The 22964-nt window shown below is 63.6% G+C and carries 14 protein-coding genes; 6 read left to right on the forward strand and 8 right to left on the reverse strand.

Annotation, left to right across the window (positions count from 1 at the left end):
• Window positions 1–49: 49 nt before the first annotated feature.
• The 7 genes from GQA94_RS13285 to GQA94_RS13315 form a co-directional block, all read right to left on the reverse strand.
• Complete coding sequence (locus GQA94_RS13285) at window positions 50–1276, reverse strand: benzoate/H(+) symporter BenE family transporter (RefSeq protein ID WP_158188469.1); 1227 nt, start codon at window positions 1274–1276, stop codon at window positions 50–52.
• A 75-nt stretch (window positions 1277–1351) separates the two neighbouring features.
• Window positions 1352–2155 (reverse strand): enoyl-CoA hydratase/isomerase family protein, encoded by an 804-nt coding sequence (locus tag GQA94_RS13290; protein ID WP_158188470.1) that lies wholly within the window; start codon window positions 2153–2155, stop codon window positions 1352–1354.
• Window positions 2156–2179: 24 nt separating this feature from the next.
• On the reverse strand, window positions 2180–3709 hold the full coding sequence (locus tag GQA94_RS13295; protein WP_158188471.1) for an AMP-binding protein: 1530 nt from the start codon (window positions 3707–3709) through the stop codon (window positions 2180–2182).
• The gene (locus GQA94_RS13300; RefSeq protein ID WP_158188472.1) at window positions 3702–4217 is read right to left on the reverse strand and encodes a (2Fe-2S)-binding protein; all 516 of its coding nucleotides are present in this window, start codon (window positions 4215–4217) and stop codon (window positions 3702–3704) included. Before GQA94_RS13300 ends, GQA94_RS13295 begins: the two co-directional genes overlap by 8 nt.
• Entirely contained in the window at window positions 4201–5028 is an 828-nt protein-coding gene (locus tag GQA94_RS13305; protein WP_158188473.1) for an FAD binding domain-containing protein, read from the reverse strand. Before GQA94_RS13305 ends, GQA94_RS13300 begins: the two co-directional genes overlap by 17 nt.
• Window positions 5025–7994, reverse strand: coding sequence for a xanthine dehydrogenase family protein molybdopterin-binding subunit (locus GQA94_RS13310; protein ID WP_158188474.1), 2970 nt, complete (start codon window positions 7992–7994; stop codon window positions 5025–5027). The genes GQA94_RS13305 and GQA94_RS13310 overlap by 4 nt, the downstream gene beginning before the upstream one ends.
• A gap of 312 nt (window positions 7995–8306) precedes the next feature.
• Window positions 8307–9773 (reverse strand): lipid II flippase MurJ, encoded by a 1467-nt coding sequence (locus tag GQA94_RS13315; protein ID WP_158188475.1) that lies wholly within the window; start codon window positions 9771–9773, stop codon window positions 8307–8309.
• A gap of 283 nt (window positions 9774–10056) precedes the next feature.
• Between GQA94_RS13315 and GQA94_RS13320 the strand changes: the two genes are divergently transcribed.
• The 6 genes from GQA94_RS13320 to GQA94_RS13345 all read left to right on the forward strand — a co-directional run bounded on the left by GQA94_RS13320 (window position 10057) and on the right by GQA94_RS13345 (window position 21837).
• The gene (locus tag GQA94_RS13320; RefSeq protein ID WP_158188476.1) at window positions 10057–11301 is read left to right on the forward strand and encodes an MdtA/MuxA family multidrug efflux RND transporter periplasmic adaptor subunit; all 1245 of its coding nucleotides are present in this window, start codon (window positions 10057–10059) and stop codon (window positions 11299–11301) included.
• Complete coding sequence (locus GQA94_RS13325; protein WP_158188477.1) at window positions 11298–14378, forward strand: MdtB/MuxB family multidrug efflux RND transporter permease subunit; 3081 nt, start codon at window positions 11298–11300, stop codon at window positions 14376–14378. The genes GQA94_RS13320 and GQA94_RS13325 overlap by 4 nt, the downstream gene beginning before the upstream one ends.
• A gap of 145 nt (window positions 14379–14523) precedes the next feature.
• Complete coding sequence (locus GQA94_RS13330; protein WP_158188478.1) at window positions 14524–17628, forward strand: efflux RND transporter permease subunit; 3105 nt, start codon at window positions 14524–14526, stop codon at window positions 17626–17628.
• The gene (locus GQA94_RS13335; protein WP_158188479.1) at window positions 17625–19085 is read left to right on the forward strand and encodes an efflux transporter outer membrane subunit; all 1461 of its coding nucleotides are present in this window, start codon (window positions 17625–17627) and stop codon (window positions 19083–19085) included. Before GQA94_RS13330 ends, GQA94_RS13335 begins: the two co-directional genes overlap by 4 nt.
• Window positions 19086–19346: 261 nt before the next feature.
• A complete protein-coding gene (locus tag GQA94_RS13340) occupies window positions 19347–21176 on the forward strand; it encodes a PAAR domain-containing protein (RefSeq protein WP_158188480.1) in 1830 nt (609 codons plus the stop codon).
• On the forward strand, window positions 21169–21837 hold the full coding sequence (locus GQA94_RS13345; protein ID WP_158188481.1) for a DUF2931 family protein: 669 nt from the start codon (window positions 21169–21171) through the stop codon (window positions 21835–21837). Before GQA94_RS13340 ends, GQA94_RS13345 begins: the two co-directional genes overlap by 8 nt.
• 119 nt (window positions 21838–21956) lie before the next feature.
• Here GQA94_RS13345 and GQA94_RS13350 read toward each other — a convergent pair whose 3' ends face one another.
• Entirely contained in the window at window positions 21957–22949 is a 993-nt protein-coding gene (locus tag GQA94_RS13350) for a TRAP transporter substrate-binding protein (RefSeq protein ID WP_158190109.1), read from the reverse strand.
• Window positions 22950–22964 lie beyond the last annotated feature (15 nt).

The following is a 22964-nucleotide window of genomic DNA, read 5'->3' on the forward strand; positions in this document are numbered from 1 at the left end:
ATACAGGCCATCAGGCACCGCTCTAGCCGTATCGGGCGCAGGCCGTGCCTCAGCGGCGAATCTCGCCCAGCAGCCCCGATACCGCGACGCCGAACAACAGCGCCCAGAACGGAGAGCTGATACCCAGCAGGGAAAACTGGCTCATCGCGACGGCCAACGCCACGAAGGCGCCGATCTGGCAGGCACCCCCTTTCTGGAAGGCCTGCTGCAGGGCGCCCAGCAGCACGCCGATCATCGCCAGCCCTGCGACGACCACGATCAGCGCCTTGGGAAAGGCCAGGATGAAGGGCACCGCAAGCCCGGCGAACAACCCGAACAGCCCGAACAGTACGCCGTTGACGATCGCTGCGCCGTATCGCAGGCGCGGGTCGTCGCCCGCCTGCTCCGACGAACAGATGGCGGTCATCGGTCCCGCGATGTTGGCGTTGTGCCCGCCGAGCAGCCCGGCCAGCACACCTCCGATGCCGCTGATGACGGTCATCGCGTTGACCGGTGGGCGATACCCTTCAGTCATCAGCACACCGGTCGCCTGGGCGTTTTCCGCGCCGATCACCAGCGCCGTCAGCGGAATGGTGATCGCCAGGAAGGCATCGAACGAGAAGCTGGGCGCGGTGAATGCCGGCATCACCCAGGCGATGTTCACATCGGCCGGCTGCAGCTGGCCCAGGGCGAAGGCCAGCACCAGTCCGACCACGCCGGCAACCAGCACTGGCGGCACCGCGCGGGTGAAGCGCGTGACCAGGAAAAAGCTCAGCGCGGCCATGCCCGCGATCAGCGGCGCGCTGACGATGGCGTCGATCGCCCCGGTGGCGAAGCGGATCAGTGCGCCGGCGATCATCGCCATCACGATGGGCATCGGCAGCCAGCGCATAAGGCGGCCGATCAGCCCGGTAATGCCCAGCACGAAGACCAGCAGACCGCTCATGATGAAGGCCCCTATCGCCTCGCTGAACGGGATGACGGTGAGCGAGGCGGCAAGGATCGCCGCGCCGGGAATGGTGTATGCGCCGCAGATCGGTTGTCGGTAGCGCAGCGCCAGGAACAGGCTGATCAGCCCACCGAGGACGTAGATCGCGAACAGCCAGGAAACCGTCTGCGCATTGCTCAGGCGTCCGGCTTCGGCGGCATTGATCACCACCAGAGCCGGGCCGGTGCAGCCGAACAGGGCCGCCACCACACCCGCGCTGATGGACTTGGAATTAAACGCCCGGCGCAGCGTCGGCTCGCCGGTAGGGGCGGCGACATCGACCGCCGGATTGGACAGGTTCTGGGACATGGCAACGCCTTCGCTTTGTTGTTGTGCGTTCGCCGAGCGCCGCCCACGGAGGGCGGCACGCGTGTGTGCAAGCGTTTACTCGCCGCGGAATACCGCCTGGCGCTTGCCGTGGAAAGCCTCGACGCCTTCCTTGAAATCTGCCGAGCTGCGCAGCCGGCTGTAGCAGTGGCCTTCCATCTCGATGGCAACGGTCAGAGGCGAGTCCTCGTTGTCGTTGATCAGCTTCTTGGCGGTGCGCTGGGCCAAGGGCGAAAAACGCCGCAGCTCATCGACCAGTGCGTCCACGGTGCTCTCCAGCTCGCTGTCCGGAACGCATTCGGTGGCGATGCCCCAGTCGTACGCTTGCTGGCCGGTGATGCGCTTGGCACGCATCACCATGTGCTTGGTGCGGGTGATGCCGATGATCTTCTGCAGGCGGGCGGAGCCGCCGGAGCCTGGAATCTGGCCGAGGTTCTGTTCCGGCAGGGCATAGCGGGTGGTCTCGGATGCAACGCGGAAATCGCACGCCAACGACAGCTCGAAGCCCACCCCGAACGTATAGCCGCGGTTGGCGGCAATCACAGGCTTGGTGCAGCGCACCGGGGCCGCTACGTTCCAGGCCAGCTTGGATACGTGCTCCGGCGAGGCTTCGAGAAAGCCCTTGATGTCGCCGCCGCTGGAAAAGTGCTCGCCCTGCGCGCGCAGCACGATCACCCGCACCCCGGGGTGCGCGTCCAATGCTTCGAATACCTCGCGCAGCGTGTCGCGCTGGCTCATGGCGATCACGTTGAACGGAGGACGACCGAGAATGATGTCGGCGCGTTCGCGATCAAGGTCGAGTTCGACGGTGAAGCCGTCGAAGGGCGTTTCCAGAAATTGTTCGATCTGCAGGTTGTTCATTGTGTTTCCTCGTTTTAAAGATGCTCAGCCAACGGTCTCGGGGCTGCCGTACTGCGCCACCAGTACGCGCCGCAGAATCTTGCCGACGGGTGATTTGGGAATCTGGTCGATGAATTCGTAGCGCCGTGGGCGCTTGAAGCGGGCGAGTCCCGAGCAGACGCAATGAGCGTCCAGCTCGTCCTCGGTAATCGGATGGCGCAGCTTGATGAACGCGGCCACCAACTTTCCCCATTGCTCATCGGGAAGGCCGACCACGGCGACTTCCTCGACAGCCGGGTGCAGCGACAACACGTTTTCGATCTCCGCGGGGCTGACGTTTTCGCCCCCGGTGATGATCAGGTCGTCGACACGACCGGTCACGAACAGGTCGCCCGCCTCGTCGAAAAAGCCGGTGTCGCTGGTGAAGTACCAGCCGTGATGGATGGCCTTGGCATCGGAGTCGGGGCGCTTCCAGTAACCTTCGAAGGCTTCGTCGCTGCCGAGGTCGGCGATGATCTGGCCTTCTTCGTTCGGCCCGCACAGGTCATCCGGTGAGGTGCTGTCCAGGGCGACGACGCGGATGCGCTGGTTGAGCGCGCTACGCCCCGATGAGCCCGGTTTGCCGCTGGCCCGCTGGTCGATGGTGAAGGTGTAGATTTCCGAGCTGCCGTAATGGTTGACGAACAGCTCGGGTTTGAAGGCCCCCTCGACTCGCTGCATCAGGCCATCGCTCATTGGCGCGCCGGCGAAGCCAAGCTTGGTCACGCTGGCGACGCGTTCCGGGCTGAACGCCGGGTGCTCGATGAGCATGTGGTAAAGCGTCGGCACCAGATACAGGTTGGTGATTCGCTCGCGTTCGATGGCATCGAGGGTCGCTTCGACATCGAATTTGGGCACGCAGACGAAATGCCCATCGAGCAAGGCCATCGCCAGCAGCGAGCGCACGCCCATGGTGTGGTAAAGCGGCATGACGCCCAGGGTGCATTCCTCATGCCCGTAGAGATTCTGCGCCACGTGAGCCACGGCGGCGGCGCGTTCGGCGCGGTGGCGCCGTGGCACACCCTTGGGCCGGCTGGTGGTGCCCGAGGTGTAGAGCATCAGCGACCAGTCCTCCGGGGTGGCGCGCAAGATGGTTTCGCTCGGCCGCTGGGCACAGAGCTGCTCGAAGCTCAGCGCGCCTTCGGTCACCGCCTGGCCGACGCTGATGCAGGGCAGGTCGGCGATTGCGCAGGCGTTCACGGCGGCCCCTGCCGAGTCGTCATGGACCAGCGCGCGCGCTTCGGCGTCGCCGAGGCACCAGCTCAGGTCTTCTGCGGTGCAGCGCCAGTTCAAGGGCGTCATGATGATTCCGCTGAACTGACAGGCCCAGTGGAGGGTGGCCATTTCCCAGCGGTTCTGCATGACGGTAACCAGATGGTCGCCCTTCGTCAGCCCCAATTGCTCGAGACCGTGGCTGGCGCGCTGGATGTCGTCGAACCAGGTCTCGTAGGTTTTCTTGAGCTTGCCATCGCTGATCGCTATCGCCTGAGGCCGGCGCTCGACCGCGGCGAGAAAGCTGCGTCCAAGGTCAAACATGGTTGTCGTTCTCCACGGTGTTTTCTTGTCGTTGTCGTGCCACTTCGAGTACCGCCTGGACCATGCCGGTGTAGCCGGTACAGCGGCACAGATGCCCCGAAAGCATGTCGCGGACCTGGGTTTCATCCGGGCTGGGGACCCGCTCCAGGAATTCCACGCAGGACATCAGGATGCCGGCGGTGCAGAACCCACATTGCAACGCGTGGTGGCGGCTGAATGCCTGTTGCAGGTCGTTCATCACCTCGTCGCGTGCCAGCGACTCCACGGTATCGATGCGGCGCTCGTGCGCCTGTACCGCCAGCATCAGGCACGAGCGCGACGCGACCCCATCGACCAGCACGGTGCAGGCGCCGCAAACACCGTGCTCGCAGCCCACGTGTACGCCGGTGGCACCCAGTTCGTGGCGCAGGAAGTCGCAGAGCTGCATGCGTGGCTCGGCCAGGGCTTCGCGGCGGCGGCCGTTGAGTTCCAGGTTGATAGGGAAACGTTGGTCAGCTGGCGCGCGCATGGGAGAACCCCTCGATCAGTTGTTGGCCAAGCTCGCGCACCAGTTGACGTCGGTACGCGGCACTGGCGTGTACATCGTCCTGCGCACCGAGCGACCAGGCGAAGGTGTTGAGTGCGTCCTTGAGTTCTGCACCCAATGGCAGTCGGCGCAGGACCGAGCGATCGGCCACACCGCCGATGCCGAGGTCTACCCGGTCCTGACGGATGCAGGCGGCCAGCGCGACCAGGGCGAAATCGCCATGGCGCATCGCGATCTCACGGAAGCGATAGTCGACACCGGCTTCGCGAAGCGGAAAGTGCACTTCGACGACCAGCTCGTCAGGGCGCCTTTCAGTGGTCAGCACGCCCTGAAAGAACTGCTCGGCCGGCACCTCCCGGCGTTTGCCCTTGAGTGATTCGAGCACCACCGTTCCGCCCAGCGTGACCAGGCACAGTGGAATTTCGGCGCTAGGGTCGGCATGGGCGACCGAGCCGCATACGGTGCCGCGGTTGCGCGTCTGGAAGTGGCCGATCCACGGCATGGCCTGAGCGAGAAGGGGCACCTCGTCGGCAAGGCCGGGGCGATCCATCAACTCCACCTGGCGTACCGCGGCGCCAACCACCAGGCGCTGCTTTTCCACCTTTTGGTAGTGCAGATCGCGGGCGTGGTTGATGTCGATCAGTAGTTTCGGTTGGGCCAGGCGCATGTTCAGCACCGCCATGAGCGATTGACCGCCGGCGATGATCCGCGCCTGTTCACCATGCTCGGCAAGCAGTTGCAGGACTTCGCGCTTGTCGCCGGCACGGATGTAGTCGAATGCAGCGGGTTTCATTGGCCACCTCCCAGCAGTGCGCGCAGCCGCTGCCACAGGCTGGTCTCCACTGGCTTGCCAGTCAGCCGAAGGGCCAATCGGGCGAATATCTGGCCGATGATCACTTTCGAGGCGCTTTGCAACATGCGTCCGCCGACGGCGGCGACTTTGCCGCTGACGGCCGCGTCGTAGGCGTAATCCAGCCGCGTGTGGCCGTTTTCCAGCTCGACGAAGGTCACCTTGGCGCTACCCGTCGCGGAGCCCATCGGGCTGTTGCCTGAACCGGACAGTCGCAATGAATGCGGCGGCTCCAGGTCCGTTAGCCCGACGCGGGCGGCAAAGCGCGCGCGAATCATGCCGACGCCCACCGTTACATCGGCTCGGTAATGGTTCTCGCTTTCCAGCTCGAGCGCGTGGCAACCGGGAATGATCGCCTTGAGTGTTTCCGGATCGAGCAGGGCGTCATACACCGCCTGTGGCGGCGCCGGGATCTCAACCGAATCCTGGGCCTGCAGGGCAGAGCCTCCCGCTACCCGCGGGGTTTCCGGCGCCACGCCTTCAGGCGGTGGCGGCTCGTCGATGCCGATCATGGTGCGCACGCGTGAAGGCGTCAGCGGCAGCTTGATGTCGGAACGTCCCAGTGCATCGGCCATGGCATTGGCGATGCACACCGGTGTGCTCATGTTGTTGCCTTCGCCGACGCCCTTGGCGCCCAGCGGCGTAAAGGGAGACGGCGTCTCCATATGCAGGATCAGCGGTTCCACGGCCTCCGGCGCGGTCGGCACCAGGTAGTCGGCGAAGGTGCCTGATAGAAAGCTGCCGTCTTCGCCATAGGCGAACTCTTCCATCAAGGCGACGCCCAGGGCTTGGGTGAATCCGCCACGGATCTGCCCATCGACCAGCATCGGGTTGAGGATGCGTCCGGCGTCGTGGCAGGTCACGTAACGGTCGATGCGGACCTCGCCGGTGACCTTGTCGATCTCCAGAGCGCAGTAATCGAAGATGAATCCGTAACACAAGGAGCTGTTGATGCAGTCGTTGTCGTCCGGAGCGGTCAGTTGCGGTGGCGTCCAGAAAGCGGTTTCGCGCAGCCCGCCGCCTTCGCTCTCGGGCAGCAGGCCCGGCGACCAATGGGTCGATCCGGCGATGCGATGAAACGGCTGGTTCGGGCCGTCTTCGACGAATACCTTGCCGCTGGCGAAACGCACCTGGTCGGCCGGCACGTTCCACATCGAGGCGGCAATGGTAGCCATGCGTTCGCGAATCTTCACGGCGGCGTTGTACACAGCGCCAGCGACCGCACCGGCAAACCGGCTGGAATAGTTGCCCGAGGCGATCGACCAGGCGTCCTTGCCGGTGTCGAGTTCCACATTGACGTTGATGCTCTGGAGTGCCACCCCCAGAACGTCCGCGACGATCTGAGCGACAACGGTCTGGTGCCCTTGGCCCTGGGGTGTCGATGACACGTGCACGGTCACGCCGCCGAGTGGGTCGATGCTCACGGTGGCCGTGCTGACCGCGCCATTCTTGGGGCCACTCTTGCGGCGTTCGTCCGGCGTCATCGCCGTGGTGATATAGCCCATGTTGGAGATCGAGGGCTCGACCACAGCGGTGTAGCCGACACCATAAAGACGGCCCTCTGCACGGGCCTGTTCGCGACGCCGCAACAGTTCATCGAGCCCACCCTCACGAACCGCGAGATCGACCGTTGCGGGGTAATCACCGGAATCGAGCAGGGCACCGGCCGCTGCCCGGTAGGGGAAGACGCCCGCCGGTACGAGATTTCGACGGATGACCTGCAACGGGTCCAGGCCCAGTTGCACCGCCACTTCGTGCATCAGGCGCTCCAGCGCGAAGTACACCTGGCCGCCGCCAAAGCCGCGGTTGAGGCCGCTGGGCACCTTGTTGGTGAGTACCACGCGGTTGCGTACCGACAGGTTGCGGATCGCATAGGCTCCGGACAGGTTGCCGTGCATGCGATAGAAGGTGGCGGGCTCCGGCGCGCGCAGGTAGCCGCCGCAATCGTCGATCTGGTCGTAGTGCAAGGCGACGACTCGGCCATCGCTTTGCACGGCTGCGCTGATTTCGCATACCCGGTTGGTCGCGCTGGACGAGGCCTGCAGATGCTCCAGCCGGTCCTCGACCCACTTGACCGGCGCGCCGACCTTGCGCGCGGCCAGCCCCATCAGCACAACGTACGGAAAGACGCCCTGTTTGATACCGAAGCTGCCTCCCGAGTCCGGCGGGGTGCGTAGCCGCAGGCGATTGCCCGGTACGTTCAGTGCGCGCGCCATCACCGAGTGCAGCGCGTACGGGCCCTGGAAGTTGGACAGGACATCGTAGGTGCCCGTGGCGGGCAGGTATTGCCCGAGCACCACATAGCACTCGATCGGGGTGCAGGAGTTGCGCGGGTAATGAACCTTGATCGACACCTGGCGGTGGGCCGTTTCGAACGCCTGTTCCGGATCGCCGTAGCGAAAGCAGCGTTCGTTGACCACGTTGCTGCCCACGGCTTCATGGAGCACCGGCGCGTTGTCCTCGGCCGCCGCTTCGGGGTCGATGATCGGGGTCAGTGGTTCGTACTCGACCCGGACGGCATCCAGTGCGTCTTCAGCCAGATACCGATCATCGGCGATCACCACACAGACCGGCTCGCCGACATAACGAGCCTTGTCGACGGCCAGACACCAGTGTTCCATGGGCGCGCGGACACCCACCGGGAAGGGGTTCGCCCATCGCTTGACGTCGTCACCGGTCAGCACACCGTGCACGCCTTTCATCGCAAGCGCGGCCTCGGCATCCACCGAAACGATGCGCGCATGTGCATGGGGCGAACGCACGATGGCGGCGTGCAGCGTTCCGGGCGGCGTGGCGACATCGTCAGCATAGCGGCCCAGTCCGCGCAGCAGCGCCGTGTCCTCGACGCGAGCCTGGGAGCGTCCGATGTGGCCGACCCCGGCAGTGGCAGTGGGTTGGTACATGTTCATTGCGGGACTCTTATTCTGATGTGTCCCGAGTATTGGCGCAGGCCCGCCCAGGCTGCCTTGCCGGCGGCTATGGAGTTTTACCGGTGGATGTCCGGATTTGCCCTGGAGTCTGATTTTCGAAGCAGGTCAGACGGACCCTGAGCGGCTTTCGGTAGACGCAAGCGAATGCCGGGGCGTGGCGCGCTTGAGCGGTGCAGAAGGGGATTCAGGTCGGGCCGGCGACCCGGGCGGTTGTTTCGCCCGCGCGGCCGTATCGTTCGGCCAGCGCGCTACGCGCGAGAACACACGGCCCGGGCACGGCAATGGCCAGAATCAGGCTTTTTTCATGGACCAGTAGGCGGGTCTGAACAGGTCCCGTTCGCCCAGCAACAACACGCCCAGCGCAAAGGCGCAAAGCACCAGGACGATGTACACGCCCAACTGGAGCAGGCCATCAGGCGCTGGTAGCCAATGCAGCACCGTGGCGATTGCGGCAGCTGTGGCGATCCAGCGTAGAAGAATCCCTGGCGCCAGCCCGGTTGGCGAGGCGCGGTAGACGTAAAGGCCCATGAACAGCGCCTGCAGCGACGCGCCAGCGGAGAATGCGAAGGCCAGGCCCTCGGCGCCGTACGGGCCGTAGAGCAGCGCATCGAGGCCGATGGTCAGCGCTGAACTGACCAGCGTGATCGCCAGAAACAATCGAGACTGATGCTGGGCGAGCAGGGCGCGGCCCCAGAGCAGCGCCAACCCCATTGCCGGTAGCCCGGCCGCATACAGCACCACCAGCGACGCCGTGGCCTGGGTCTGCGGCGCGCCGAACTGACCCCTTTCCAGCAGAACCGCCACCACCGTCTGCGGAAACGAACAGAGCACTACCGCCGCCGGCACCAGGAACAGCAGCGTCGCCAGCAATCCCTTGCGTATCACCGCGGCGTGGCCGATGAAGTCGATATCGTTCCAGCTGGAGACGAATCGAGGGAAGAGCACCGACAGCACCGACAGTGCATAAAGGGTCAGCGGAATGGTGACGATGCGAAACGCGAAGGACAGCATGGTGATGCTGCCTTCGTCGAGATAGGACGCGAACATCCGCTCGGCCAGGATGCAGCCCTGCTGTGCGCCGGCGGCCAGCAGCACCGGCGCGAACGCGAGGCCGAAGCCGCCGGCGTGTCCGCGGGTCTCGGCCTGTTTCTCGCCGCGAAGATAAGCGATGCGTCGATGTTGCGCGACGATCAGTCCCAGCTGAGGCAGCAACATGCCGATGAAGATCACCATACCCGTGGGCTGGAACAGCAGGATGGCAATGATCGCCCCGGCGTTGAGCAGCACGGTTCGCGTCATCGGCAGGATGAACACCTCATCCATGTTCAACAGCGCGCCCTGGCAGTACAGGACCGCCTGGACGGCGATGAGCGCCGCGCCTACGCAGAACACCAGTTGCCCCGAGGCGACCTGAGCGTCGGTCCAGCCGGGCGCCAGCAAGGTAAGGAGCCAGTAGCTTGCAACGATGGCAACGGCGCTGACCGCGGCGCCCATGAGCATGACACGCCAGTAAAGCCAGCGGCTCACGGTTTCGAACAACGCCTGGGATTGGCTGCGCAGCTTTTGCAGGTACGGAATCATCGCATCGCGCAGGGCGAGGCCGAGGAAGTTTTCGAAGAACATCGGCAGAATCAGCGCGACGAAAATCAGGTCTGCTTCCCAGCTCAGGCCGAAGGCCTTGGCGATGAACAGGTCGCGTAGAAAACCGAGAAGAAAGCTGGCGACGGTCAGTGCCAGGATAACCAGTGATGCGTTCATTCCTTGATCCTGTACAGGCCATTATCGGGTGGCCTGATGAAAGCGGCATATCGACCGGATGCGGTGGATCGTCAGGGCCATTGCCCGGTGCGATGTACGTCAGCGGCCTGTCGAACGATACATAGACTGGACGGCTCAAGCATGGTTCCTGAGTCCTGGTTCGCAGGTTTGGCGATGTAATTCGGGCCGGACACGGCCGGATACGTAAAAATGCCGTAAATCCACTTTGCGAGCGGGGCGCGACTGCTTATGGTTCACGCTCATTTCCAGGCGAACCCAGTACATGTCCGAGGCAAACACTTCTTCTGCCGGCTCGATGCGGCGCTGGCTCATCATCGGCGGCGTAATCATCGTGGTCGCGCTACTGCTCTGGTGGTTGTGGCCAACTGCAACCGAGCAACCGCAACAACAGCGCGGAGGGCGCCCGGCCTTCGGTGCGTTCGGCGGCCCGACGCCGGTGCGAGTGGCCACGGTCGAGAAAGGCCGATTCGACGTTTACGCCAAGGCGCTCGGTACCGTTACGCCGCTGAACACCGTGAACGTTCGCAGCCGGGTAGCCGGGGAGCTGGTCGAGGTGCGCTTCGAGGAAGGTCAGCGGGTCAAGGCGGGCGACCTGCTCGCGGTCATCGACCCTCGTCCCTATGAGGTGGCGCTGCAGCAGGCAGAAGGTACGCTCAAGCAGAACCGTGCGCTGCTTGAAAATGCGCAGGTGGACCTCAAACGCTATCGAGGACTGTTCGCCGACGACAGCATCGCCAAGCAGACCCTCGACACGCAGCAGGCCCTGGTCAATCAGTACCAGGGCACGCTGGCGTCGAACCAGGCGGCGGTCAACGAGGCCAAGCTGAACCTGCAATTTACGCAGATTCGTGCGCCCATCGATGGACGGGTCGGCCTGCGCCAGTTGGACCAGGGCAACCTGGTCGCCGCCAACGACGCCACGCCGCTGGTCGTCATCACCCAGACCCAACCCATGGCGATCAGCTTCACACTGCCTGAAAGCGAGCTGCCGCCGGTCATTTCCCGTTTCCGTCGCGGTGATGAGCTGTCGGTGCAGGCCTGGGATCGTGGCGAGCGCATGCTCTTCGGTGAAGGGGTCCTGGAGAGCCTCGACAATCTGATCGACCCGACCACCGGCACGCTGAAAATGAAGGCGCGCTTCGATAACGAGGCAGAGCTGCTGCTTCCCAACCAGTTCGTCAACATCCGTCTTCGCGTGCAGACGCTGGAGGAGGCGACCCTGATCCCTTCGGCGGCGCTGCAGTTCGGTTCGCGCGGCAACTACGCCTATGTGGTTGGCGACGACTCCAAAGTCGAGCTGCGGGTACTGGAAGTGGGGCCGAGCAACGGTGAAATGACTGTCGTCGCCCAAGGGTTGAGCGCCGGCGAACGGATCGTCATGGAAGGCACCGATCGTCTGCGCGACGGCAGCGAAGTAGAAGTGGTCGACCGCCAGACGCTCGCCGAAGAAGCCGCCGAAAACCCGAAAATCGATCCACAAAGCGCGCAGGAGCGTTCGGCGCAATGAACATGTCGCGGCTGTTCATCCTCCGGCCGGTAGCGACCACCCTGACGATGATTGCCATCCTGCTGGCCGGCTTGATCGCCTATCGCATGCTGCCGGTCTCGGCGCTGCCGCAGGTGGATTATCCGACCATCCGGGTCATGACGCTCTATCCCGGCGCGAGTCCGGAGGTCATGACCAGCGCGGTGACCGCGCCGCTGGAGCGGCAGTTCGGGCAGATGCCCGGCTTGACCCAGATGTCCTCGACCAGTTCGGGCGGCGCTTCGGTGATTACCCTGCGTTTCTCCCTCGATGTCGCGCTGGACGTGGCCGAGCAGGAGGTGCAAGCGGCGATCAACGCGGCGGACAACCTACTGCCCGGCGATCTGCCGGCGCCGCCTGTGTATAACAAGGTCAACCCCGCGGACACGCCGGTAATGACGCTGGCGGTGACCTCGGAAAGCCTCGCCCTGCCTGAACTGCACGATCTGGTCGACACGCGTATGGCGCAGAAACTGGCGCAGATCAGCGGCGTGGGCATGGTCAGCATCGCCGGCGGCCAGCGCCCCGCGGTACGCATTCGGGTGAATCCGGAGGCGCTTGCGGCCTATGGATTGTCGCTTGCCGATGTTCGCTCGTTGATCACCAGTTCCAACGTCAATCAGCCCAAAGGCAACTTCGATGGCCCCACGCGCGTGTCGATGCTCGATGCCAACGATCAGCTGAAAACGCCGGAGGAATACGCAGCGCTCATACTGGCTTACGAAGACGGGGCGACACTGCGGCTCAGGGATGTTGCCGATATCATCGATGGCGCCGAAAACGAGCGCCTCGCGGCCTGGGCCAATCAAAGCCAGGCCGTATTGCTGAATATCCAGCGCCAGCCAGGCGCCAACGTGATCGAGGTGGTCGAACGCATCCAGGCGCTGCTTCCCGAGGTCACGGCCAGCATGCCGGCCGGTCTCGACGTGGTGGTGCTCACCGACCGTACGCAGACTATCCGCGCCGCGATCACCGATGTGCAGCATGAATTGCTGATGGCCACCTTTCTTGTGGTCATGGTCACCTTCGTGTTCCTCAAGCGGCTGTCGGCGACGATCATTCCGTCCATCGCGGTGCCCCTGTCACTCATCGGCACCTTTGCAGTGATGCACCTGGCCGGTTTTTCGCTGAACAACCTGACGCTGATGGCGCTGACCATCGCAACCGGCTTCGTGGTCGATGACGCCATCGTCATGCTCGAAAACATCGCCCGCCACGTGGAAGAGGGTGAGACGCCACTACAGGCTGCCCTCAAGGGCGCCAAGCAGATCGGCTTCACGCTGATTTCGTTGACGCTGTCGCTGATCGCGGTTTTGATTCCCCTGTTGTTCATGCAGGACGTGGTGGGGCGGCTGTTCCGCGAGTTCGCCATCACCCTGGCCGTTGCGATCCTGATTTCGCTGGTGGTATCGCTGACGCTGACGCCGATGATGTGCGCCAAGTTGCTCAAGCCCGCTACGGTGGAAAAATCCAAGCCGGACTGGGTCGAGCGGCTTATTGCCCAGTACGCGAACTGGCTGAGCTGGGTGCTGAATCATCAGCGGCTGACCTTGCTGGTGGCCGTGGCGACGCTGGGCCTGACCGTGGTGTTGTACCTCGCCGTGCCGAAAGGCTTCTTTCCGGTGCAGGACACCGGCGTGATCCAGGGCATCAGCGAAGCGCCGCAATCGATCTCCTTCCGCGAGATGAGCGAGCGGCAGCAATCGTTGTCTCGCGTGATCCTTGCCGATCCCGCGGTGACCAGCCTGTCGTCCTACATCGGTGTCGACGGTGACAACGTCACCCTCAACAGCGGTCGCCTGCTGATCAACCTCAAACCACATGATCAGCGTGACGTCACGGCGAGCCAGGTCATCGACCGCCTGCGGCCTGAGCTGGCGAAACTGCCGGGCATCGATCTGTACATGCAGCCGGTGCAGGATCTGTCCATCGAAGACCGGGTCAGCCGCACGCAATTCCAGTTCAGTCTCGAATCGCCGGACAGCGAATTGCTGAAAGAGTGGACGCCAAGACTGGTCGCGGCCTTGCGCGAACGTCCCGAACTGACCGATGTCGCCAGCGATCTGCAAAGCGATGGTCTGCAGATCTACCTGGATATCGATCGCGATGCGGCGGCACGGCTGGGTATCGAGATATCGGCGATCACCGATGCGCTGTACGACGCCTTCGGTCAGCGGCAGATTTCGACCATCTTCACCCAGGCCAGCCAGTATCGCGTGGTACTCGAAGCACAAGCGGGCAACCGCATCGGACCGCAGGCGCTGGAACAGTTGTTCGTGCAGAGCGAGGGCGGCACGCCGGTGCGGCTGTCGAGCCTGGCCACGCTGGAGCAGCGCAACGCGCCCTTGCTGATCAACCACATCGGGCAATTTCCGGCCGTGATGCTGTCATTCAACCTGGCTGACGAGGTGTCGTTGGGCAGGGCGGTTGAAGTCATCGAAGCGGTCGAGGCCGAGATCGGCCTGCCAGCCGGTATCCAGAGCCGCTTCCAGGGCGCCGCCGAGGCGTTCCGCGCGTCGCTGTCGAGCACCTTGCTGCTGATCCTGGCGGCCGTGGTGACCATGTATATCGTGCTCGGCGTACTCTACGAGAGCTACATCCATCCGATCACGATCCTGTCGACGCTCCCATCGGCGGCGGTCGGTGCCTTGCTCGCGCTGTTGCTGACCGGCAATGACCTCGGACTGATCGCCATCATCGGGATCATCCTGCTGATCGGCATCGTCAAGAAGAACGCGATCATGATGATCGACTTTGCCCTGGAAGCCGAGCGCCACCAGGGCATGAGCCCGCAGGACGCGATCTATCGAGCGGCGCTGTTGCGCTTCCGTCCGATTCTGATGACGACCCTGGCTGCACTCTTCGGTGCGGTACCGCTGATGCTGGCGTCCGGTTCGGGTGCCGAGTTGCGCCAGCCGTTGGGGCTGGTGCTGGTCGGCGGGCTATTGCTCAGCCAGTTGCTGACACTGTTCACCACGCCGGTGATCTATCTGTTTTTCGATCGCCTGGGGCGGCGCTTCCGGCGCAAGGATGTGGCAGAGCAGGAGTCGCTCGCATGACCGGCCCTGTTCGAACGATGGCGAGCCGGGTGACGAGGCTGCCCCGGATGATCGCGCTGGATACCGCCCTGCGTCCTGAGCGTGGCCGATCAGGTACATGCGCCGGGGCTTTCAGGTTCTCTGTTCGCATTGCTGGCTTGCAGCCATGAATCTGTCGGCTCCTTTCATCGCCCGTCCCGTGGCAACCATGCTGCTGAGCCTGGCGATCCTGCTGCTCGGTGGGGTCAGCTTCGGCCTGTTGCCGGTGTCGCCGCTGCCGAACATGGATTTTCCGGTCATCACGGTGCAGGCCAGCCTGCCGGGTGCGAGTCCGGAGATCATGGCCTCCAGCGTGGCGACGCCACTGGAGCGCTCGCTCGGCAGCATTGCCGGCGTGAGCCAGATGAGCAGTCGCAGCAGCCAGGGTTCGACGCGGATCATCATCCAGTTCGACCTCGACCGCGAGATCAACGGTGCCGCCAGGGATGTGCAGGCGGCAATCAATGCGTCGCGCAATCTGCTGCCCAGCGGCATGCGCAGCATGCCGACCTATCGCAAGATCAACCCGGCGCAGGCGCCGATCATGGTGCTGTCGCTGACCTCCGAAGTGCTCGACAAGGGCCAGCTCTACGACATCGGTTCCACCGTACTGGCGCAGAAGCTGTCGCAGGTTCCGGGTGTCGGCGAGGTGCAGGTCGGCGGCAGCTCGCTGCCGGCGGTGCGCGTCGAGCTCCAGCCGCAACAGCTCGAACAGTACGGCGTCTCGCTGGACGAGGTACGCGAGACCATCGCCTCCGCCAACGTGCGGCGTCCCAAAGGCATGGTCGAGGATGACGATCGTCACTGGCAGGTGCAGGCCAACGACCAGCTGCACGAGGCAGCCGATTACCTGCCGTTGATTATCCGCTACCAGGACGGTGCGGCGCTGCGTCTGAGCGACGTCGCCAAGGTGCGTGACGGCGTCGAGGATCGCTACAACGACGGCTTTTTCAACAACGAACGTGCCGTGCTGCTGGTGATCAACCGACAGGCCGGCGCCAACATCATCGAAACCATCGAGGGGATTCGCAACGAACTGCCGGCGTTGCAGGCCATCGTGCCGGGCAGCGTCGATATGGCAGTGGCGATGGACCGTTCGCCGGTCATCCGTGCGACGCTTCACGAGGCCGAGCGGACCCTGCTGATCGCGGTGGGGCTGGTGATCGTGCTGGTCTTCCTGTTCCTCGGTCGGCTGCGCACGGCGCTGATCCCGGCGCTGGCGGTCCCGGTTTCGCTCGTCGGTACGTTCGCGGTGATGTACCTGTTCGGCTTCTCGCTCAATGTGCTGTCGCTGATGGCGCTTATCCTGGCGGCCGGGCTGGTGGTGGATGACGCTATCGTGGTGCTGGAAAACATCGCGCGGCACATCGACGAAGGCGTTTCGCCCGTGCGTGCCGCCTATCTCGGCACCCGCGAGGTGGGCTTCACGCTGCTTTCGATGAACCTTTCGCTGGTCGTGGTATTCGTCTCGATCCTGTTCATGGGCGGTATCGTCGAGCGGCTGTTCCGCGAGTTCTCGATTACCCTGGCCGCCGCCATCCTGGTCTCGCTGCTGGTGTCGCTGACGCTGACGCCGATGCTGTGCGCGCGCTGGCTCAAGCCCCACCAGCCCGAACACGATGGGCGTCTGTACCGCTGGAGCCACCAGGCTCACCAATGGCTGTTGCGCCACTACGACCGTTCCCTCGGGTGGGCATTGCGCCATCACCGCATCACGCTGTTCACGCTCCTGGCGACGATAGGGCTCAATGTCTTTCTCTATATCGAAGTCCCCAAGACCTTTCTTCCGCAGCAGGACACCGGCCAACTGACCGGTTTCATCCGCGGCGACGACGGGCTGTCGTTCCAGGTCATGCAGCCAAAGATGGAAGCCTTCCGCAAGGCGGTGCTGGCCGATCCGGCAGTCGAGAGCGTGGCGGGCTTCATCGGCGGGCAGGGCGGGATCAATAACGCCTTCATGATCGTGCGGCTCAAGCCACTGGCCGAGCGCAAGATCTCGGCGCAGAAAGTGATCGAGCGTATTCGCAAGAACCAGCCGAAGGTGCCAGGTGGGCGCATGTTCCTCATGGCTGATCAGGACCTGCAGTTCGGGGGCGGTCGCCAGAGCAGCTCGGCGTACTCCTACAACCTGCTGGCCAGCGACCTCGCCGATCTGAGGACCTGGGTGCCGCAGGTCACCCGTGCGTTGATGGCCTTGCCCGAGCTGACCAGCATCGATGCCAACGAGGGCGAGGGCGCGCAACAGATCAGCCTGAAGATCGACCGCGACGCGGCCAAGCGGCTGGGTATCGACATGAGCACCGTCACCACGCTGCTCAACAACGCCTTCAGCCAGCGCCAGATATCCACCATCTACGAGTCGCTCAACCAGTATCGGGTCGTGATGGAGATCGACCCGAGTTACGCCCAGCATCCCGAGGTGCTGGAGCAGATCCAGGTGATCACCGGCGATGGTCGCCGTGTTCCGCTGGCCGCCTTCGCCCGCTACGAACGCAGCCTCGAAGAAGACCGGGTCAGTCACGATGGCCAGTTCGCTGCGGAGAACATCGACTTCGACCTGGCGCCGGATGTCAGCCTGGACCAGGCGACACGGGCCATCGAGCGCGCGGTGGCGGCCATCGGCATGCCCAGCGAGGTCCAGGGACGCCTGGGCGGCACTGGCGACGTGTTTCAGTCCACCCAGCAAGGCCAGCCGTTGATGATCCTCGGTGCATTGGTTCTGGTCTACATCGTGCTCGGCATCCTTTACGAGAGCTACATCCATCCGTTGACGATTCTGTCCACCTTGCCTTCGGCCGGTGTCGGTGCGTTGCTGGCGATCATCCTGACCGGGGAACAGTTCAGCCTGATTTCCCTGCTTGGGCTGTTCCTGCTGATCGGCGTAGTGAAAAAGAACGCAATCCTGATGATCGATCTGGCCCTGCAGTTCGAGCGCAACGACGGGCTGTCTCCGCCAGAGTCGATCCGTCGCGCCTGCCTGCTGCGTTTCCGTCCGATCCTGATGACCACCATGGCGGCCATCCTCGGTGCGCTGCCATTGCTGATGGGCGGGGCGGAGGGCGCCGAGATGCGCCAGCCGCTGGGCCTGAGCATCATCGGGGGGCTGGTGCTCAGCCAGATTCTCACGCTTTACACGACGCCGGTGGTCTACCTGTACCTGGACCGGGCACGTCATCGTTTCAACCGCTGGCGCGGTGTACGCACCGACGCCGCCCTGGAAAATCCGTTATGAGCTTGTTGTGTCTGAAGTATTCCGCGCGCCCGCTGGCCTTGCTGGTCATGGCGTTTTCATTGGGCGCCTGCACCCTTGGCCCCGATTATCAGCGCCCGGATCTGCCGACTTCCGCCGCGTTCAAACAGGCCGAAGGCTGGAAGAGCGCAACCCCTTCGGACGTATCGCAGCGTGGCGCGTGGTGGACGCTCTATGGCGATGCCGAACTGAACGCCCTGGTCGAGCGGCTGAATGTGTCCAACCAGAACCTGGCCGCGGCCGAGGCGCAGTATCGGCAGGCGCGCGCGTTAGTGCGCGGCGCGCGCTCGCAACTGTTTCCCGTGGTCGGGGCCAGCGGCGGCGTTTCCCGTGGAGGGCAGGGCCGGTCGACCGACGGCACGCAGAACACCTTCGGTAGCGGGGTCAGCGAAAGCTATGAAGTCGGGCTCGATGCATCCTGGGAGCTGGACATCTGGGGCCGGCTGCGGCGCAATCTGCAAGCCAATCGCGCCGACATGCAGGCGAGCGCGGCGGACCTGGCAGCGGTTCGCTTGAGCCTGCAGTCCGAACTGGTGCAGACCTACCTGCAACTGCGCGTGATGGATGAGCAGCAGCGCCTGCTGGATCAGACGGTGGAGGCGTTCGCACGCTCGCTGCGCCTGACGGAAAACCAATACCAGGCGGGCATCGTGCCCAGGTCGGACGTCAGCCAGGCGTTGACCCAGTTGAAAAGCACTCAGGCCCAGGCGATCGACCTGCGCTGGCAGCGGGCGCAGATGGAGCACGCCATCGCGGTGCTGGTCGGGGTGCCGCCCTCGGCCCTGGACATCGCCGAGCGTGGCGATATTCCTCGACTGCCCGAGGTGCCGCTGGCGCTGCCGTCGCAGTTGCTGGAGCGCCGTCCGGACATCGCTTCTGCCGAGCGACAGGTAATGGCCGCCAATGCACGGATTGGCGTGGCTGAAGCGGCCTGGTACCCGGACCTGACCCTGAGCGCCGGAGGCGGCTACCGCAACAGCAGCTTCAGCGATTTGATCAGCGTACCGAATCGCTTCTGGTCCCTGGGCCCTCAGCTCGCACTGACCCTGCTCGACTTCGGCGCTCGGCGGGCAGAGCTGGAACAGGCCGAAGCCCTCTACGACCAAACCGTGGCGACCTATCGGCAGACGGTTCTCGACAGCTTCCGCGAGGTCGAAGACAACCTCGTGCAGCTGCGCGTCCTGGCCGAAGAGGCGGTGGTGCAGCGCGAAGCGCTGGAGGCGGCGCAAGAGTCGCTGCGCCTGATCGAGAACCAGTATCGCGCGGGCACCGTGGACTTCCTCAGTGTGGCGACGGTGCAAACCACTGCGCTGAACAACGAGCGCACCAACCTCGCCTTGCTGGGTGACCGACTGACCGCCAGCGTGCAGCTCATCACGGCCCTGGGCGGAGGATGGAACGTCGAACAGCTGGAGGACGCTGAACCGGTTCAGCAATAAGCGCGGCCTTACGATTAGGCGGCTGCGTCTGATGTCGGGCGGGCGAGGCCCATAGCTGAGAACCAGTCCATAAAAAAGCGGTGCGCCGTTTGCGCTCGCCAACACGCGTGCAGCAAGGTTCCAGTTCAAATACCGAAAAGGAGATTGGTATGGCTGGCATCCCCATCGTTCACCGGGGGCCCATGACGTGCGCCCCATAATTGGACAGGGCGAAACGCCCATTCGCAGTGGTGCATGGACCGTGATGGTGGGAGGCCCGGCATGAGGCGCTACCACATCACGGTTGGCTCACCGACTACCGCAGGCGGCAGCGTAGTCACCGGTTGGGAACGTAGCACCCTCAACGGCAAGCATCTGGCACGCGAAGGCGACACGGTCGCCTGCCCGGCGTGCGGGGCCACGGGCACCATCGCCTGCACCGGCCCACGGCTTCAGGAAACCTTCGAAGGGCGGCTGGCCGCGCTGGAAGGTGATCTCTGCCTGTGCAAGTGCAGCCCGCCGCCACGGCTGGTCGCCAACCAGACGTTGCGTTACCAGACGCTCGGTGACAGCCCGGCGAGCCGGGCTGGTGCGCCGTTTGCCTCACCGCAGGCAGCGCCTGTCGGCTCGCAGCAGGCCGCCCCGCAAACGGAAAGCCATGGTCTGCAGGAGGAGGAAGAAGAGGAAGAAGAACTGACCGGCATCACCCTGCGTCTGGGGCTGTTCTTCGACGGTACCGGCAACAACCAGTCCAACAGTGAGGCCGCAGCGGGCTGCCGGGCCCGCGATGTGGGGTTGACGGAGGAGGAGGCCAAGGACATCCGCCAGCGCTGCGACGAGTATGGTTTTGATGCCGAAGGCAATGTGCCGGACAACAGCTACGGCAACCACGTCACCAATATTGCGCGGCTGCATGGTCTTTACCCGGATGACAGTATTGTCACCTTGCCTAAGGATGCAGATAAAGCCCACATCAAGGTTTATCTCGAAGGGATTGGCACCCTGAGCGGTAGTTCGGATTCGCTGTATGGCAAGGCGACAGGGCGGGGCGCTACCGGGGTGGTGGCACGTGTCGAGCAGGCACCCGGCTTGGTCATGCGTGCTTTGCGACTGCTGCAAGAGAATAACCCCGATGTCCAGATTCGGCGCATCGAGATCGACCTGTTCGGCTTCAGCCGGGGCGCGGCAGCTGCCCGCCACTGCGCCAACGATCTGCTCAAGGGCGCGGACAGTCTGTTGGCCAAAGTGTTGCCAGCGGGTTCGCCGTTGCTCAACGCCGGCTTCGCCTGGCGGCACAAGCGGGATTTCGAACTCAACTTCATTGGGCTGTTCGATACCGTGGCCGCCATCTTCGACCCGTGGAGCGGTGATCTGAGCCCGGCCAATGCCGCCAACCCCGGTCTGGAGCTGCGTCTGGCGCCCGGTTGTGCCCGCAAGGTGGTGCACCTGGTCGCCAACACCGAGTGGCGGCACAACTTTCCGCTGGTCAAGACCGACAACGACATCCAGGCCCCCGGTGCGCACTCGGACCTTGGCGGCGGCTATCCGCCTGTCGTTCGGGAAACGATCCTCCTCGACAAGCCGCTCAGCAACCTCGTCAGCCGAAATACCGCCGAAGAAGACACCGCAGTCTACCAGCGTATCCGGCAGCTTCTGGAGCAGGACATGCCTCTGTTGCAGGACTATGTGCAACGCATGGAGGTTTATACCTGGTCAGTAGATCAGCCCTACGACAGGCGCGATCATCTGCCCCCGCAAAAACGGGTGTATGCAGCCGCTCGTAGCATCCGTGAAGTGCGTGGCGAACTGTCGCTGGTCTACCTGCGTGTCATGCGGGATCTGGCGGTGCGCGCTGGGGTGGCATTCGAGCCGATACTCGACACCCCGGATTTCGCCCTGCCTGAGGAGTTGCAGCCGATCTCCGAGAAATTACGGGCACAGGCGCTGGGTGACTCCACAGTCGATTTGACGGCGGAAGAAGCGGCGCTGCTGCGCCGCCGCTATATTCACCTGTCCGCCAACTGGAACGCGAGTAACAACCCTGAGCGGGACATATTGTTCATCAATCGTCCGGCCAAGAATGCGCTGCGCAAGGTCTACCCCAATGCCTAGATTCGGATGGATACGGCCATGGCTATTGGCCCTGTGCCTGAGCGGCTGTGCCAACGGCTCCGAGCTGCCCTACGAGGATGTGCCGGCCTGGTATCTCGGTTTCGGAACGCCGAACTATATGCAGGTGTGGATCGAGACCGCTGATGTGGTCGATGTCAATGACCGGGTGTTTCGCCGGGCCATGAGTGGAATTGCCTCGACACAGCATCCGAAGAACCTTGAGAGCATCCCGACCCCGGTCGGCTGGCCGGAGCGTCCCGGGGGGGGGGCTGGCAAATATGTATTCGGCGCAGCGTTGCCCCGCCTGATCTATGTGCGCTGGCAGTCCCTGGTGGAGCCGCAGACCTATCAGGCCTATATCGTGATTCCCGAGGCGATTCAAAAAGAAATGGTCAAGCCGGAAAGAACCTATTGTCGAGCTGACGATAAATGGATTACTGACTATCGCAACATAGTGACCATTGGCCTGGCTCCCGGGGGCATCACCAAGACCTGGATACTGGGTCCATGTCTGGAGCCGATCGAAGTGGCGCGGGTCGAGGGCGAGGTGGTGAAGCGCGGGCCTTATGGGGGGCGATCCAACGGCATGTACGCTTTGCCACTCAAGCCAGAGTCCAAAGCCTATATCGAGAAGTACGGGATTCCGTATGACAGTTGGTAAGGCAGCGGATGTCGCCCTGCCTGAATTCAGATTTCGGCTATGAGCTTTGCGCATTAATGAGGGGCTGGGTCAAGTGAAAGCCCGGAGCAAGCATGCTCGGGCTTTACTCTGCCGGCCGATCAGGGTCGCTGCTTGCGATTCACCGTCTGCGCGGCCTTGATGATGTCGGCACCGATGACCGGTTCGAACTCCTTCCATACCGGTCTCATCGCTTCCCGCCAGGCTTCGCGTTCTTCGGGCGTCAGCTCGATCAGCGTCGAGGTGCCCGCCTTGCGGATGCGCTCCCGGTCGGCTTGGTTGGCTTCTTCAGCGGCGCGGTTCACCTCGTAGGTCACCTCGTCGATGATGCCCTCCAGCTCGGTACGAATCTTGTGTGGAATACCGAACCAGAACCGCGTGTTGCTCACCAGCATGTAGTCGAGCACGCCGTGATTGCTTTCGGTGATATACGGCTGCACGGTATGCATTTTCTTGCTGTAGATGTTCGACCAGGGGTTTTCGGCGCCCTGGACGGTGCCGTTCTGTAACGAGGCGAAGACATCGGCAAAGGCGATTTTCTTGGTTGGCGCACCCACCTGGGCAAACTGCGACTCCAGCACCGCCGAAGGCTGGATGCGGAAGGCCAGACCCTCTGCATCGCTCGGCAGGCGCAACGCCCGGGTGGCCGATAATTGCTTCATGCCGTTGTGCCAGTAGGCCAGGCCGGTGATGTTGTCCTTCTCCATGGAGCGCAGAAGCTGGCGGCCCTTGGCGCGCTTCTGGAAGCGATTCACGGCGTCCAGGTCGTCGAACAGGAAAGGCAGGTCGAATACCTGCACCTGCTTGGTGTATTTCTCGAACTTGGCCAGCGACGGTGCCAGCAGTTGAACGTCGTTGTTGCTCAGGGCTTCCAGTTCGTTGGCGTCGCCGTACAGCGTGGAGTTGGGGTAGACCTCGACGGCCACCTGGCCTGGCAAGCGCTCCTCGACCAGACGTTTGAACAGCAGGGCACCTTTGCCCTTGGGCGTGTCTTCGGCGACCACATGGGAGAACTTGATGACTATCGGTTCGGCTTCGACGGCGGTCGCGGTTAACGCGAGCACCAGGCCTGCAAGGGTGATGATCGGCTTGATCATTGAAAGGCTCTT

It is taken from the genome of Stutzerimonas stutzeri (assembly GCF_009789555.1).
In the GTDB taxonomy this organism is placed as follows: Bacteria; Pseudomonadota; Gammaproteobacteria; order Pseudomonadales; family Pseudomonadaceae; genus Stutzerimonas; species Stutzerimonas stutzeri_R.